Annotated in this window: 17 protein-coding genes and 3 tRNA genes; 5 read left to right on the top strand and 15 right to left on the bottom strand. The window is 41.2% G+C overall.

Translation table 11 applies throughout. The features are described from left to right. Window positions 1–78 precede the first annotated feature (78 nt). Window positions 79–966: a DUF4097 family beta strand repeat-containing protein gene (locus tag J8Z25_RS00805; protein WP_239977811.1), complete on the top strand. Its 888-nt coding sequence runs from the start codon at window positions 79–81 to the stop codon at window positions 964–966. 81 nt (window positions 967–1,047) lie between these two features. Then, window positions 1,048–1,293 carry a hypothetical protein gene (locus tag J8Z25_RS00800; protein WP_130050008.1) on the top strand — a complete coding sequence of 82 codons (246 nt, stop codon included), beginning with the start codon at window positions 1,048–1,050 and terminating at the stop codon, window positions 1,291–1,293. Here the strand turns inward: J8Z25_RS00800 and J8Z25_RS00795 are convergent. The 5 genes from J8Z25_RS00795 to J8Z25_RS00775 all read right to left on the bottom strand — a co-directional run bounded on the left by J8Z25_RS00795 (window position 1,290) and on the right by J8Z25_RS00775 (window position 7,009). Continuing rightward, complete coding sequence (locus J8Z25_RS00795) at window positions 1,290–1,832, bottom strand: DUF4124 domain-containing protein (protein WP_239977810.1); 543 nt, start codon at window positions 1,830–1,832, stop codon at window positions 1,290–1,292. The two genes, J8Z25_RS00800 and J8Z25_RS00795, sit on opposite strands and share 4 nt — an antisense overlap. Window positions 1,833–1,844: 12 nt before the next feature. Continuing rightward, window positions 1,845–2,570 carry a substrate-binding periplasmic protein gene (locus J8Z25_RS00790; RefSeq protein WP_250661527.1) on the bottom strand — a complete coding sequence of 242 codons (726 nt, stop codon included), beginning with the start codon at window positions 2,568–2,570 and terminating at the stop codon, window positions 1,845–1,847. Window positions 2,571–2,671: 101 nt separating this feature from the next. Beyond that, window positions 2,672–3,412: a phosphoadenylyl-sulfate reductase gene (locus tag J8Z25_RS00785; protein ID WP_130050011.1), complete on the bottom strand. Its 741-nt coding sequence runs from the start codon at window positions 3,410–3,412 to the stop codon at window positions 2,672–2,674. Between the two features lie 38 nt (window positions 3,413–3,450). Continuing rightward, the gene (gene cysI, locus J8Z25_RS00780; RefSeq protein WP_130050012.1) at window positions 3,451–5,148 is read right to left on the bottom strand and encodes an assimilatory sulfite reductase (NADPH) hemoprotein subunit; all 1,698 of its coding nucleotides are present in this window, start codon (window positions 5,146–5,148) and stop codon (window positions 3,451–3,453) included. A gap of 49 nt (window positions 5,149–5,197) precedes the next feature. Next, window positions 5,198–7,009 (bottom strand): assimilatory sulfite reductase (NADPH) flavoprotein subunit, encoded by a 1,812-nt coding sequence (locus J8Z25_RS00775; protein WP_250661526.1) that lies wholly within the window; start codon window positions 7,007–7,009, stop codon window positions 5,198–5,200. Between the two features lie 347 nt (window positions 7,010–7,356). On the opposite strand from J8Z25_RS00775, the gene J8Z25_RS00770 reads away from it, so the two are divergent. Further along, a complete protein-coding gene (locus J8Z25_RS00770) occupies window positions 7,357–8,997 on the top strand; it encodes an endonuclease (RefSeq protein WP_130050014.1) in 1,641 nt (546 codons plus the stop codon). Between the two features lie 60 nt (window positions 8,998–9,057). Here J8Z25_RS00770 and J8Z25_RS00765 read toward each other — a convergent pair whose 3' ends face one another. The 7 genes from J8Z25_RS00765 to nudE form a co-directional block, all read right to left on the bottom strand. Further along, window positions 9,058–9,372 carry a hypothetical protein gene (locus J8Z25_RS00765; protein WP_130050015.1) on the bottom strand — a complete coding sequence of 105 codons (315 nt, stop codon included), beginning with the start codon at window positions 9,370–9,372 and terminating at the stop codon, window positions 9,058–9,060. Between the two features lie 67 nt (window positions 9,373–9,439). Then, window positions 9,440–10,135 (bottom strand): hypothetical protein, encoded by a 696-nt coding sequence (locus J8Z25_RS00760; protein ID WP_250661525.1) that lies wholly within the window; start codon window positions 10,133–10,135, stop codon window positions 9,440–9,442. 658 nt (window positions 10,136–10,793) lie between these two features. Continuing rightward, window positions 10,794–10,870, bottom strand: a tRNA-Met gene (locus J8Z25_RS00755). A gap of 63 nt (window positions 10,871–10,933) precedes the next feature. Beyond that, window positions 10,934–11,010: transfer RNA gene (locus J8Z25_RS00750), tRNA-Met, on the bottom strand. Between the two features lie 63 nt (window positions 11,011–11,073). Then, window positions 11,074–11,150: transfer RNA gene (locus J8Z25_RS00745), tRNA-Met, on the bottom strand. 138 nt (window positions 11,151–11,288) lie between these two features. Further along, entirely contained in the window at window positions 11,289–12,086 is a 798-nt protein-coding gene (gene cysQ / locus J8Z25_RS00740) for a 3'(2'),5'-bisphosphate nucleotidase CysQ (RefSeq protein ID WP_130050018.1), read from the bottom strand. After that, window positions 12,079–12,651 (bottom strand): ADP compounds hydrolase NudE, encoded by a 573-nt coding sequence (nudE, locus tag J8Z25_RS00735; RefSeq protein ID WP_205987937.1) that lies wholly within the window; start codon window positions 12,649–12,651, stop codon window positions 12,079–12,081. Before nudE ends, cysQ begins: the two co-directional genes overlap by 8 nt. Before the next feature lie 61 nt (window positions 12,652–12,712). Between nudE and yrfG the strand changes: the two genes are divergently transcribed. Continuing rightward, window positions 12,713–13,372 carry a GMP/IMP nucleotidase gene (gene yrfG / locus J8Z25_RS00730; RefSeq protein WP_250661524.1) on the top strand — a complete coding sequence of 220 codons (660 nt, stop codon included), beginning with the start codon at window positions 12,713–12,715 and terminating at the stop codon, window positions 13,370–13,372. Window positions 13,373–13,384: 12 nt separating this feature from the next. On the opposite strand, the gene J8Z25_RS00725 is transcribed toward yrfG, so the two are convergent. Further along, entirely contained in the window at window positions 13,385–14,005 is a 621-nt protein-coding gene (locus tag J8Z25_RS00725) for a dUTP diphosphatase (RefSeq protein WP_250661523.1), read from the bottom strand. 111 nt (window positions 14,006–14,116) lie between these two features. Between J8Z25_RS00725 and J8Z25_RS00720 the strand changes: the two genes are divergently transcribed. Beyond that, window positions 14,117–14,746 (top strand): peroxiredoxin-like family protein, encoded by a 630-nt coding sequence (locus J8Z25_RS00720; protein ID WP_130050021.1) that lies wholly within the window; start codon window positions 14,117–14,119, stop codon window positions 14,744–14,746. A gap of 32 nt (window positions 14,747–14,778) precedes the next feature. On the opposite strand, the gene J8Z25_RS00715 is transcribed toward J8Z25_RS00720, so the two are convergent. After that, window positions 14,779–15,147 carry a YacL family protein gene (locus J8Z25_RS00715; RefSeq protein ID WP_130050022.1) on the bottom strand — a complete coding sequence of 123 codons (369 nt, stop codon included), beginning with the start codon at window positions 15,145–15,147 and terminating at the stop codon, window positions 14,779–14,781. 121 nt (window positions 15,148–15,268) lie between these two features. After that, on the bottom strand, window positions 15,269–15,493 hold the full coding sequence (locus tag J8Z25_RS00710; RefSeq protein ID WP_054554878.1) for a hypothetical protein: 225 nt from the start codon (window positions 15,491–15,493) through the stop codon (window positions 15,269–15,271). Window positions 15,494–15,661 lie beyond the last annotated feature (168 nt).

The following is a 15,661-nucleotide window of genomic DNA, read 5'->3' as shown; positions in this document are numbered from 1 at the left end:
TAAAAATCAGCATGTTAAAATTGGACCATAGTTTGCAAATACTAACCAGATAAAAATCACAATAATTTTGGAATCCATATGACTATTGCCTCATTCAAACGCGCAATTTGCGCGACTGCCATCTCATCAAGTTTATTATTAACTGGCTGTGTTATTCATGTCTCTCCGGGTCAAATCGCAGAACAAAAACAACAAGACTTAAGCGTTTCGGCTGCAGATATAAGCGAATTAAAAATTGATGCCGAAGCAGGTTCTCTGATCATCAAAGGCGACCATAACGCCACAGCTATCACTGTGAATGCCAATATCTATGCGGCTAAAGGCGATGAAACCTATACACTAACCCTCGAAAAGCACGGCGACACCGCAGAGCTTATCAGCAAGCTCAATAATGGTAGCTTGTCGTTTTACAGTGGTTCATCACCTCATATTGATTTAATTGTCTCTGTACCTAGCAACCTTAAACTGGATATCGATGATGACTCAGGTGACATCGTTATACGTGCAATGCAAAACGATATCAGCATTGATGATGACTCAGGATCAATTTTGATCGAAGGTGGTCACAATATTAATATTGATGATGACTCGGGCGATATTCGCATTAGCAATGTAAGCGGAAATATCAACATTGAAGATGACTCTGGTTCAATTATGATAGACCAAGGCCAAGGACGTATTGATATTGAAGATGACTCAGGAGATATCCGCATCGAGAACAGCCAAGGTCCAGCACGTATTATTGATGAATCAGGTAGTATCAGCGTTAAAACACTGGCGGGTGCACTTACTATAGAAGACGGCTCTGGTGATATAGATGTAAGACAAATCAAAGGACTTGTTATTATTACCGATGGCTCTGGCAGTATTTATGTTGATGACACACTTGGCCTGACAATTATCGAAGCAGGTTCAGGTGATTTAAGTATCGATAACATCAACGGTCCTGTAAAACTGGATAGATAATCAACAATTGCTTGATTTAGAACAATCTATTAAATAACCACAGCACCTACACTTTAATTAAGGCTAAAGTGAGGTGCTTGTATGACTGAACGAAACATCATTCGAATCTTAAAAACCTTCATCATTTTAGGTTTATGCTTAATCGTTTTGGGGCATTCTTTATTAGCCGGCAATTACTTAGGTGATAGCATGGGTGTGCATGGCATAATGATCAGCGCAGCGTGTATTGCTGTTGGTGTGCTATTCTCACTGCCAACAAAAATTTATCTCACTATTTTACTGATGAAAATGGAAAGTGACCTCACCGCACAGAACAAGCAAAGTTAATTGCCACCTTGCTCTTTTAGCTGCTTTTCAAGCTGCTTAGTACGCTGCTCCATGAGCTGTTTTACCTGCTCGGCTTCTTGCATCATCTTTTGTACATTTTTAGGGTCGTATACTCCAAGTGCTGAAGATTTTTCGTCAGCTTTAACTACTGCTGGTTGATTCTCATCAGCCTGAAAAGTCTCTGCAGGTAGCACCGTTATCTCGTTCGGATCTAAACTTACTGCGGTACTAGCGTAATTTGGGTGAGGTGTATCAGCATAGTGCCACTGACCATGTTCATCTTGCCATTTATAAACTAAAACTGGTGCATTTACATCTTTGTTAAAATTCAATTTCTCAGTTAGTTTTTTAGCTTGAATGCTTAAGGTATCGGCACCCTGCGAAGCAAAATCACTCACATCATCGCTGACTTTTTCTGAGTAACGCTCAAACATACTAAGCTCTAGGTAAGGCCTACCGTCTGGCTTTTTAATGTAAAATAGCAGCGCCACACTGGTCAGTAACATCATAACGGCAAGATAACAAAAACGCTTAATCATTCCATTTACCTATTATTGGTAGTTACTCTCAATCTTAGCAAATTCACCAGTTGATTTAAGATTTTTAATAAACTTACTGAATTGCTCACTCATTCGTTTTCCTTTTTCATTATAAGCAAACTGTAGTTGCATCGGCGCTTTGCCAACACTGTAATCACTCACAGTGAATTTGTTAAAAATTTTATTCTTCGATTTATACCACTGTAGTGTATTTTTTGCGATGACGGCAACGCGTTGGTTTTGTTCCATATCAACCAAAGCGTTAAGCATTTCAATCTCAGAATAAAAGTCCTCGCGATGTAGCTCTCCTGAAGTAAACATAGATTCAAACTGCGGGTAGGTATAACCAAACCGAGCCATTAAAACATAGCCATTGAGCTTATCAAGTTTAGGAATATGGCAACCAGATGGCATTACAAGAATATCCTCAACAACGGAAATACTATCACTCCAATAATATTGGTTGTTTCCTCGATACCATTGTTCAGACTCTAAACGAGCGTCGACTTTGCCTTCATCAAGTAAGTGCTGCGAGCGCACCTCTGGTACAAGGATATATTGAATATTATGATTGTATTTTTCAGCAAAACGAATTAATAGCTCATCAACAAGTCCCTTCTGGCCACTATCGGCGAAGTGATAAGGGGGATAATCTGTGTCATACAGCGCAACTTTGAGCATTTCAGCCCGAGTCAATGGCGCAATAATTAACAGTAATAAAGCAACAACACGAGTCATAGATTTCTCTCACAAAATTACGCCTGAGAATTGTATATAAATAATACGAAAAAAGCGCAACCTAGGTCGCGCTTTACGAAAATTCTGATAGGAATTTAGGATTAGATACCATCACCATCAATATGTAAGCCACATTCACGGTTTAAACCGAAGAAACGAGTCTCTTCTTCTGTCATTCCAGGCTCAAGTTTACGGGTCGTGTGTACATCCCCCATCGACACATAGCCTTGCTCCCAAAGTGGGTGATACGGCAAATCGTGCTTAGTTAGGTACTGATAAATATCTCGGTTGTTCCACTCAATAAGTGGATACACTTTCACTGTACCTCGGCTAATTTCAACAATCTGCTTATCAGCACGACTTGATGATTGGTCACGGCGTAAACCGCTAAACCACGTACCGGCTTCCAGTTCGTTTAATGCGCGGCTCATTGGCTCAACTTTATTAAGTTGATTGTATTGTTTGATGCCAGCTTCACCTTGCTCCCAAAGTTTACCAAACTTCGCTTCTTGCCACGCAGGACTAAGCTCAGCTTTATAAACTTTAAGATTAAGCGCAAGTCGCTCTGTCATTTGCTCGATGAACTGGTAGGTTTCAGGGAACAAATAACCAGTGTCAGTCAATACCACTGGAATATCTGGCTGCTGTGATGTCACTAAGTGCAACATCACAGCCGCTTGAATACCAAAACTAGACGACAAAAAGTGCGTACTTGGTAAGTTTTCAAGTGCCCACGCAACACGCTCCTCAGCGCTTTTATCAGCCAGAAGACCATTAATATCAGCCAGCATGGCTGTTTGGTCTTCTTTGCTCATCGTTAAGATGTCTTTAAATTCACTCATGGTTAATTCCAAACCTTAAAGCGGTGTCGCTTATAAAATTATGCGTGAAAATCGGTTACTGAAACTTTGACTTCAGCAACAATGCCTTTGCGAATTACAAAATCACCAAAACACTCACCGTCATTACGCTCACTTGCCCATTGGCCGATTAGCTTATCGAATGCGTCTAGGTATACCTCTTCGCCAACATTTTCTAAATACAATTTAGGAATACGCGTACCTTCACGGTTACCACCTAAGTACACGTTGTATTTACCCGGACCTTTACCAACAAGACCCGCTTCAGCCAACATTGCTCGGCCACAGCCATTCGGGCAGCCAACAACACGCATAATGATATTGTCATCACTAATGCCGTGCTTAGCTAATAGCGCTTCAGTCTTCTCAATTAAGCTTGGTAAATAACGCTCAGCTTCTGCCATCGCTAATGGACAAGTTGGTAATGCCACACACGCCATTGAATTTTTACGCTGCTCTGTATGACTGTCATCAATTAAGCCATGGTTGCGCGCAATCTCTTCGATCACGGCTTTTTGATCCGCAGGAACACCTGCGATGATCAAGTTTTGGTTTGCCGTCATACGGAAATCACCTTGGTGAATTTCTGCAATTTTACGGCAGCCTGTTTTAAGAGGTTGATTTGGGTAATCTAAAATACGTCCACTTTGGATAAACAGCGTTAAGTGGTGCTTACCATCAATACCTTCAACCCAACCGATACGGTCACCACGGTGAGTAAACTCATACGGGCGGCTCTGCTCGAACTGAACACCGGCACGTTTTTCAACTTCTGCTTTAAATACATCAGAACCTACACGGTCTAGTGTGTACTTAGTTTTCGCATTTTTACGATTTGAGCGGTTACCCCAATCACGCTGTACAGACACAACGTGCTCAGCAATTTTTAGGGTGTGCTCAAGTGGAATAAAGCCAAAGTCATCCGCTTTACGAGGATACGTTGCTGTATCACCGTGAGTCATCGCAAGACCACCACCGACTAAAACGTTAAAACCAACTAACTTGCCGTTTTCTGCAATCGCCACGAAGTTTAAGTCGTTAGCATGAACATCCACTTCATTGTTCGGTGGAATTGTTACTGTGGTTTTAAACTTACGCGGTAAGTAAGTTGAACCTAAAATTGGCTCTTCAGTGGTTTCACTCTTTTCACCATCTAACCAAATTTCAGCGTACGCTTTGGTTTTTGGTAATAGGTGTTCAGATATCTTAGCAGCCCATTCGTAAGCTTCTTGGTGAAGCTCAGATTCAACTGGGTTCGTCGTACATAATACGTTTCGGTTTACATCGCCAGCAGTTGCAATTGAGTCAATGCCCACGCTATTAAGCATTTGGTGCATGCCTTTAATGTTTGGCTTAAGCACACCATGGAACTGGAACGTTTGACGCGTCGTTAAACGAATACTGCCATAGCTGGTTTTCTCTTCAGCAAACTTATCAATCGCTAACCATTGCTCTGGTTTGATGATGCCGCCTGGCATACGAGCACGTAACATAACGTTATGTAACGGCTCTAATTTTTGTTTAGCTCGCTCAGGACGAATATCACGGTCATCTTGCTGGTACATGCCGTGGAAACGGATCAGTTGGAAGTTATCAGCAGTGAAACCACCGGTGATCTCGTCTTTTAAATCTTGTTCAATTGTGCCACGTAAAAAGTTACTTTCTCTTTTCAAACGCTCGTTATCAGAAAGCTTTACGTTTTTGTCTTGTTCGCTCATGGTATTTCCTAAATTTGTTACAGTGACGGCTGTTAGCTTTTAAACGTGATTAGTACACGTCTTTCTGATAGCGATTTGCGCTACGTAAATCTTTTAAATATTGCTCTGCTTGTTCGTCATCTTTACCGCTATTTTCTTTAATGATATCAACAAGCGCCTGATGAACATCTTTCGCCATACGGTTTGCATCACCACAGATATAGAAATGAGCACCCGCTTCTAGCCAAGCAAATATTTCTTGGCTGTTTTTGCGAAGTTTATCTTGAACATATACCTTCTCGGCTTGATCGCGACTAAACGCCACATCCACTTTAGTGAGCAAGCCTGATTTCAAGTAACCTTGAATTTCAACTTGGTATAAGAAGTCTTGAGTAAAATGTGGGTTACCAAAGAATAACCAGTTTTTACCGCTTGCTTCGCGGGCATCACGCTCTTGTAAAAACGCACGGAATGGTGCAATACCAGTTCCCGGGCCTACCATGATAATTGGCGTTTCATCATTAGCCGGTAGACGGAAATTATCGTTATGCTCGCTAAATACTTTTACTTTACAGCCTTCTTCAGCACGACGTGCTAAATAGCCAGAACAACCACCTAAGTGTTCGCTACCGAATGCATCAAACTCAACCAGCCCCACAGTTAAGTGAACTTCTTCTTCAACTTCGGCTTGGCTAGATGCAATCGAATATAAACGTGCTTGTAGTTTACGTAAGCAATCTACTAAAGTTTGCGCTTCAAGCTGAGCTGGGTTTTGACGAATAATATCGAAGATTTGGCGAGGTTCGATGTACTCACGCATTGCTGCTTTATCTTCAACTAACTTTAATAATTCAGGGTTGCCAGTTGCTGTTGCGTATTTTTCAACAAAACCTGGGTATGACTGGGTTAATTCTAATTTTTCGATTAATGCATCACGAATACTCAGCTCTTCGTCGCCTAATTTAATCGTGCTAGATGCATCGATTTGTGTAAGCGAAAGTACTTCATCTACAAGTGCTTCGTCATTTAAGAAGTAAACACCTAGCGAATCACCCGGTGTATAGGTGATGTCTGAACCTTCTAAAGAAATTTCAACATGACGAACATCTTTGCTTGAGTCACGACCCGTAATTTTTTGCACAACACTTAGTTCTGCAGCAAATGGATTTTGCTTAGTGTACTGACTTGCTGCTGGTGCAGCTGCCCCAAATGGCATAGCTACAACTTGACCACCACTCGTTTGCTGCGCTTTAAGATCTGGCTCGAACGCATCGAGAGCACCATCAATCCACTTCGCAGCTTCATCATCGTAATCAACGTCTAAGTCAGCACGCTGGAAAATAGTTTCTGCGCCAAGCTTGTTAAAACGCTCTTCGAAATCTTTTGCTGTTTGGCAGAAGAACTCGTAGCTTGAATCACCTAAGCCAATCACAGCCACTTTAACACCATCTAGTTTTGGTGCTTTTTTAGTAGTTAAGAATTCATGTAGGCTTTCAGCATCTTCTGGTGGCTCGCCCTCACCATAGGTTGAAACAACAACAGTAATGAACTTTTCTTTTTTCAGGGCAGTTGGTTTGTAATCAGCCATGTTTACTAGCTTAACAGTTAGACCGCGCGACTCTGCTTGCTCTTTTAACTTATTCGCAACGCCTTTTGCGTTACCCGTTTGAGAGCCGTATAAAATAGTTAACGGTGCAGCATCACTAGCAGCTGGAGCGGCAGCAACACCACCCGTTATTGCACCTGCGTTGGCATTAGCAGCTAAGTAACCACTTACCCACGCTTGCTGAATTGGATTAAGTTCAGCCACTAAGCCTTGCAGCTTTTGTACTTGCTCTTGCGATAGCGGGCTCGCCGCTGCATTTAGTTGACTTAACAACATGAATTTATTCCTCGTAACCCTGAAAAGTTAACTGCGAAATGAACTTGCTACTGTCATTTCGCGAACAATTTTTTCGACTTTAAAGACCAAATAGAAATGCTTTAAAGGTTTATCTGAGCGTGAAGAATAACGAGGTCTGATACGATTAAAAAAGAATAGAATCTGCTTTTATATTCCATTTAGTTATTAATTTAGCATTTATCCAAAAAAAACATGTTAAAAGCAAAAACTCCTAAATAAGAAACTTTTATTAATTAACATTATTGCAACATAAGCCAATTAGCCTATACTCGCTGTGTTCATTTTGAGAACAGCAAAAACTATTAAAATATAAAAAGGAAACTACAATGTCACACGGGACATGTAATAAATATATGCTAGCCAGTGGCTTACTGTGTCTAGCGAGTTCAGCATTTGCAAATGTTAATAATGCCGACTTCGAAACTTGGTCAGCAAATAGCCCTGCAAGCTGGAGCATCATAGATAGCGGTATTAGTCTTAGCGCTAATAGTAATGTGGTTTACTCAGGTAATTACTCAGCGCAAGTCGTGGTAAATACTGGCACGCAAAGTAATACCGATTTACAACAATTAGTTGATGTTGTGGCGGGCGAAAGTTATGAGTTTTCTGCTTGGGTTTACCATACAGAAGGCGGCGTAAAAGCACGCTTAGTGGTTGATGGCTATCAAGGCTATTCTAATTCAGCATTAACTAATCAGTGGCAACAAGTCAGTTACCAGTATACAGCCTCTGCAACAACGTCTATTAATGTTGGCTTACGCTTTTATGACGTCGCAGGTTTTGATGGCAGCGAAGTAGTTTATGTAGATAACTTGGCACCAAGCACAGGCTCAACCCCACCTCCTATGGGCAGCTGCGCAGATAACCAAGTATCTTTGACCCTCACTACCGATAACTATGGGGAAGAAACCAGCTGGCAAATCACTAATAGCCAAGGTAGTGCAGTGGCAGCAGGCGGCAGCTATGCAGCAAATACTCAGTACAGTGAGCAAGCATGTTTAACTGATGGTGACTATACCTTTACTATTTTTGATAGTTATGGTGATGGCATATGTTGCTCTTACGGTAACGGTAGCTATAGCCTTTCGTCAGGTCAAACAGTACTTGCTAGTGGTGCAAGCTTCCAAAGCTCAGAAGCTACGCCGTTTAGTTTAGGTGATAGCTCAGGCGGCGGTGACGGTGGTGGTACGACACCAACTGAGCCAACTGGATACTATGTTACAACGCAAGGCCTTAGTGGTTATGCACTGAAAACAGAGTTATACAACATCATTAAAGGTCACAACTCGCAGGGCTATTCAGCAATTTGGAGTTTTTACGATGTTGCTTCACGCGATAAGTATTTTGAAAATGACAACTCAATTTTAGACCGTTATTCAGAAAACCCGGCAGGCCAAGACAGCTACAACTATGTTGCTGTGAGCGATCAATGTGGTACATACAACAGCGAAGCAGATTGCTATAACCGTGAGCATTCTTTCCCGAAAAGTTGGTTTGGTGGAACAGTTGAACCAATGAATTCAGACGTACATCACATTTTTGCCACTGATGGTTATGTCAACTCAAAACGCAGTAACTACCCATTTGGTGAAGTAGCTAGTGCAAGCTATACCTCTAGTAACGGCAGCAAATTAGGCAGCGCTGCTAGCTCATTAAATTACTCAGGAACGGTTTTTGAACCTATTGATGAATTTAAAGGTGACTTTGCAAGAGCGTATTTCTATATGGCAACACGCTATGAAAACGTGATTGGCTCATGGCAAAACAACACAACCTACAGTAACGCTGTACTGAATGGTTCATCAAATCAGGTATTTGAGAGCTGGGTCGTTGCTATGTTATTAAAATGGCATAATGAGGATCCTGTTAGCCAATTAGAGCTTGACCGTAACCAAGCTGCTTATGAACATCAAGGTAACCGCAACCCATTTGTGGATCACCCAGAATTTGTAGAAATGATTTGGTAACTTCGTTAAGCCAAGGCGCTTAGTTTCGGCTAAGTGCCTTTTTAAACGACAAAACATGACCTAACCCTCGAATACGTTTAACTGCTCGACGAGACGAATGTCATGTAACAAATGGTTATGCCTTACCGACAAAGTGTTTTCTGGTGTTGGCTGTATTTTGTAACCGAGGTGCTGTAAAACCAGTGTAAATAGCGCTTTCTGCTGGTAACCCATAGGTTGCCCATTTAATTGAAACTCTTCGATTACATTCTGCGCATAACTAGAATTATTTTGTAATGACTGCCAAATGTGCTTTTGCACTTGATAAACCTGTATCACTGACGTGTGATAGCAATTGATCTGTAGGCTTAATAAATAGTTTTCTAGTGAGCTCATAGGGATATCCATAACAAAAAAAATCACTTTAAAAGCTCAAGTTAAGTTGAGGTAAAGTGTTTTGTTATTATTTTTTACCCCATTTATTCATAATTTGTTTAAATAGTTTTGCTTCTTTATCTTCACAGGGTCTTGGGGATCCGCTTGGCACTCCAGATTTACCAAACACCGAATTAAGGTCAATGTCATAGCACTGACCATTGAGCATCTCGGTACGCTTGCTGCCATCGCCACTTTGCCAAACGACGGTTGCTTTATCAGAGACGGTTAATTGCGCAGGCACTGTAACCCTGCCTACAGACGAATTATTATGTGCGGCTTCAACCTGTCCAAATGCAGAGGCACTAGTAGCGCTATTTTCAAAGTTAAGCTGTGGAATTGGCGCATAAGGGTTGAGCTTTTTAAAGGGTATCGCAGCTGTTTTTGAGTTTTCAGTGCTCACTTGTCTCTGCTCACTAACCAAGCTTTCAAGTGCTTTAGCATCTTTTATCTGTTCAGAGCCATTCTTCGGTATACCTTCTTTTTGTGGCACAGGCTTAGCCTCACCTGGCATTATTTGTGGCTGTTCTGGTGAAGGTTTTTCTTGGGTTTTCTTCACACTCGGTAACGCAGTTAAATCAACACTCACATAAGCGTTGATTACTTTTGGTCGCTCGACAACTGAAGGCAGCTTCACAACTTTGCCATGTTGAATAAATAGCAGCAATAACAAAACATGCAGCGTAATTGAAATGATCCATGCTTTATAATTCCTTTTTAACACCCAAGCGCTCCGTTTTTGTTTATAAGAGTGACAAATGAACGAATAAGTTCATCGGAAATTAAGCGGTAAGCGGTAAGCGGTAAGCGGTAAGCGGTAAGCGGTAAGCGGTAAGCGGTAAGCGGTAAGCGGTAAGCGGTAAGCGGTAAAAAACTAACTAATAACAAACTTGAGTCAAGTGTTCTCTATCTAAAACCCACCCATTCGATCTGCTTAAAGCTTAGGGCTTAGGGCTTAAAACTTTTTCAGGCATAAAAAAACACGCTTTCGCGTGCCTGATTACTATAAATTTTAATTTCAGTTGGTTGCGGGAGCTGTGGCTAATGAGAGCGAACCGACGACCTTCAGCTCATGGCGCCTAAATTTCAGGCATAAAAAAACACGCTTTCGCGTGCCTGATTACTATAAATTTTAATTTCAGTTGCTTGCGGGAGCTGTGGCTAATGAGAGCGAACCGACGACCTTCGGCTCATGGCGCCTAAATTTTAGGCATAAAAAAACACGCTTTCGCGTGCCTGATTTCTATAAATTTTAATTTCAGTTGCTTGCGGGAGCTGTGGCTAATGAGAGCGAACCGACGACCTTCGGCTCATGGCGCCTAAATTTTAGGCATAAAAAACACGCTTTCGCGTGCCTGATTACTATAAATTTTAATTTCAGTTGGTTGCGGGAGCCGGATTTGAACCGACGACCTTCGGGTTATGAGCCCGACGAGCTACCAGGCTGCTCCATCCCGCGCCTGAAATTGTAGATTTATTTAAAGTTGCTTTACATGACAACTTGGCTTCCAATTCAGAAAATTGGTTGCGGGAGCCGGATTTGAACCGACGACCTTCGGGTTATGAGCCCGACGAGCTACCAGGCTGCTCCATCCCGCGCCTGTAATTATTAAGTTTATTTTACTTCTCACTTAATTTAAGAAGTCAGCCAATTCAGAAAATTGGTTGCGGGAGCCGGATTTGAACCGACGACCTTCGGGTTATGAGCCCGACGAGCTACCAGGCTGCTCCATCCCGCGCCTGTAATCTCTAAGTAACGTTAACATGTTAACCATGCCTTGTTCCGAAGAGAGCGCTATAATATAGCAATTAAATTAGAAATCAAGCGTTATAATTGAAATAGAGCCTCAACCGAACAAAAAGCACACAAAACTACACTAAAATCCGCGCTGATGAGGACTAATCATTTTTTGCCATTCCCAATCAGGGTGCCCCATGACGATAAAGTCTGGATTCTCGGTACTTTCACGTTGATTATAAGTGAGTGGGTTAAATTCAGCATCCGTAATACATCCTCCGGCTTCTTCAACAATCACTTGCGAAGCGCCGGTATCCCACTCACCTGTTGGCCCTATTCGTAAAAAACAATCGGCTTTACCTTCTGCTATGATACAAGCTTTTAGTGAACATGAGCCTAATGCCACAGTCGCAAACTGAGTATTTAGATACTGGCTTACAGCTTCAATTTTTTGTCTGCGGCTTACAGCTAAGGTTAAATTATCGGGTGTTGCTACTGAAATTTGCTGATCTTGGCCATTTTCACGTTTAAATGCACCATTTTGGTAACTTGCAAAATAAGTTATTTGTTTCGCTGGCCAATGAATAACGCCAAGAACTGGACGATTATTTTCAACTAAAGCGATATTTACTGCAAAATCACCACTTTCGAGAATAAACTCACCCGTACCATCCATTGGATCAAGTAACCAATAACGATGCCAATCTTTTCTGTCTGCAAGTGCTGGAATGGGTGTTTCTTCTGACATAATTGGAATATCAGGTGCTATAGCCTTTAAGCCTGCCATTAATACATCGTTAGATGCTAAATCGGCCTTGGTGACCGGAGTATGATCTGACTTTTGCTCAGCACCAATATCATCCTGCTGATAAATTGCCATAATGGCATCGCCCGCTTGCTCAGCTAACCGAATGCACGGTTCTAAAAAATCATTCATTGCCCGCTCCCGACTCTAAGTACTTTGTTAATAATAGCAAAGCTGCGACACTTCGTGCTTCAGTAAAGTCTTCTTGTTGCAATAATGATTGCCAATCACTCATTGGCCATTTCACCACAACAAGCGGTTCTGGCTCATCACCAGGCAAGGTTTCAGGGTAAAGATCTTCGGCATACAAAATATGCATAGTGGCATTAAAGTAACTAGGTGCCATACTGACTTTTTTAAGTTCAGCGAAATGCTTAGCACCAAAGCCAACCTCTTCTTTGAGCTCGCGGTCGGCAGCTTGCTCAGGTGTTTCACCTGGGTCAATTAAACCTTTTGGAAAACCCAACTGATAATCATTGGTACCCGCACAATACTCTCGCACTAATAACAGTTCGTTATCGGCCGTTACAGGCACAATCATAACGGCACCTCTGCCACCGCCACGAATTCTTTCGTATTGCCTTTGCTCGTCATTTGAGAACTTCAATTCGAGAGATTCAACAGTAAATAGTCGGCTTTTAGCGACAACTTCATTAGACAAAATTTGCGGTGGTGTAGGATGCTTTTTCTGTGTCATTGGCATTAATTTGCTATCATGGCAGTTATGCTCATCATAAATCTTTTAAAGTGAATTGCCTATGTTAAATTGGTCAAAAATCGATACTGTGTTGTTAGATATGGATGGCACCCTACTCGATTTGCATTTTGATAATTACTTTTGGCTTACTGTTATTCCCGAGCAATATGCGCATAAACATAAAATCAGTTTAGACGAAGCAAAAGCTGACATTTTGCACCGTTATCAACAAGTTCACGGACAAATTAATTGGTACTGCTTAGATTATTGGCAACAGCAACTTGACTTACCAATTATGGCGTTAAAACGTAACATTCAACATTTAATCAGAATTCGTGAAGATGTTCCGCCATTTCTAACGGAACTAAGAAAAGCAGGCAAGCAATTGATCATGCTCACTAACGCACACCCAGATTGTGCCATGTTAAAGTTTGAACTAACTGCGATTGATAACTACTTAGATGGCGTGATCTCAACTCACCAATATGGCGTGAGTAAAGAGCATCAACCATTATGGCAACAAGTACACCAAGAATGGCAGTTTGATAAGGAACGGACTTTATTTGTGGATGACAGCCCGGCAGTACTCGATGCGGCAAAAGAGTTTGGTATTGGTCATATTCTTGCGGTTGCCAACCCAGATAGTCAGCAACCGCACAAGCAGTTCGATGGCTTTTTATCGACCATCGATTTTCGCGAGTTTATGCCCGTTATAAAATGAGCATAAACACGTTTATTTAGGGTAACGCTGCTCTAAGCCTTGGTATACAAGCTTTGCGAAATCCGCATGCTCTGTATCTAGGCTTTTTACCACTTCAACTAGGTGCTCATTATCTTCTTGACCGTTCCACACTTTGATATAACTACCGTCTTTGTAGCCATGATCTTGGCGGAAAAAATTCAAAGTGTTTTTACCTACGTAACCACGGTATAAATCGTCGATATCCATATCGATTTGTGCCATACAACCAGCAAATGCAGCAGCATTAAAGCTCTTTTCAGCGACAGCTGAAGCAGCTAATAATTCGAGTGTTTGTTTAAAGTCATCAGCTTGAACTGGCGCACTTAACTCTGCTTCAAGTTGTGCTGCTAACTGCTCATAGCTGGTTTCACCATCGATACGTAAAGATAAACCGAAATGGAAAATATCAACTAACTCTAAAATAACTTGTTCAGTATCTGGAGTTTGTTTCTTCCACCACTTCCAACCATAGTGATCAAGCATTTCAGCACACTCAACCCAAATTGCACGATACCATTCAAAACCTTGGCTAAACCATTGCTCATGTACTTTGGTATTCATCGCATTTTGCATCTCGAGCATGACAACGAGTTTTTGTAAATTAGCAGACATTTTTTATCCCAACTTGCATTTTTTATTTGCCTATATATTACAGTAAAGATGAAATAAATACCGCAACAATCAGGTCATCTTTGCAGTTGATAAAAATAACCGAGGAAGCCCATGTTTAAATCTCTACTTATTAGCGCACTGTTTGTGCTATCAAGCCAAGTTGTTGCTGCAACTGCCTCTAATATTGCCGAATCTGCAGAGCAAGTCAGTCCATTATTACCAGGATTAGCGGTGCCAAATGTTGAATTAAAAGACCAATACGGCAAAACCGTCTCATTAAGTGAGCGCTTTAAAGAAAAAACCACAGTGCTGATTGTTTATCGTGGTGGCTGGTGTCCATATTGTTCAAAACAATTGGCCAGCGTACAAAAAATAGAGAAAGAATTAGCTAATTTAGATGCGCAATTAATTGCCGTTTCGCCAGACAGCCCTGAAAAACTTGCTGAAACAAAAATTACAGCTCCTAGCTATCAATTGCTTTCTGACGACAGCCTCACTTTGGCGCAAACGTTAGGTTTAGCATTTTACTTAGATGACAAAACAGCAAAGATTTACCGCAATAAGCTTGGGGTTAACTTTGTGTCGCTAGATGGTGAAGCGAAAGTAGCGTTACCAGTACCTGCAGTGTTTGTAATCGACACAAATGGGTTAGTTCATTTTCAATATGCTAACCCAAATTACAAAGTACGTTTAACAGAGGATTTATTACTAGCAGCTGTTAAATCAGTGAGCGAACAATAAATTAGCAAGGGATAAGCAGAACATGCTTCTGCTTATCGGCCTTGTGTAAATTCTTGCCAAGATTCAATTAAATCAACAAAGTCTTCAAAGCCGCAGCCACTGCACAGGCCTTCTTCTTCAAGCATTAAATCATCATCTTGGTAGGCAACTAAGTCTTCATTATCTTGATGTAATGCATGTGCTTCGAATAATGCTTCGTCTTTACTTAAGATCAAATCAATTTCTTGACCTTGTAAGGTTAAAGGCTCATGGCAGCTGTTAACCGCAGCGATCAAAGCTTGCACCATCGCTATTTTTTCTTTACCAACTTCTTCGTTTAGCCAACGGCCTATGATGGCATGTTCAGAAGAAATTTTAATGCGTAAACCGCTAATAGGGTCGCGGATAAATTGATATTCCATGGAGGGTACTCATAATACATTATCTGCTAATTATACCGTTTGCAGCTAAACGTGGCGAGTTTTGCAACCTTAAAACAACACGAGCGCCTAAGTGGCGCTCGTGTTTGTGCTATTTAAATAGCTAGAGTCGCGATTTGAAGCGTGCAGCATCAATAATCGCCCATAGGTATACGATTGGCAGTAAAATAAAACCAACTGCCACATAAATTAGTGCACCACTAATAACCCATGCTAAAAAGAATGCAATAGCCGCCATTAAACGACCTTGTACCAATTGCCCTAAACCAGGAAAAAAGATATTACATATTGCTGCGATTACATTACCGCCAGAACCTTGCTCTGCCATACTAACCTCTATAGTTTTTAATGATTATACTTTTAGTAAACATACTTTATGCCAACTTATTATGGCTTACAAATCAAAGCGTTAAAAAATAGCGTTTTTTTGATTTTAGTTCTTTTTGCTAAAAATCGGTCAAATTCACAATTTTTATTTACAATTTTAATGACTTGC

This window comes from Pseudoalteromonas sp. SCSIO 43101, from assembly GCF_023650775.1.
GTDB classification, from domain to species: Bacteria; Pseudomonadota; Gammaproteobacteria; order Enterobacterales; family Alteromonadaceae; genus Pseudoalteromonas; species Pseudoalteromonas apostichopi.
The sequence above is the reverse complement of the archived record's forward strand: the minus strand, read 5'-3'. Positions and strand labels throughout refer to the sequence as shown.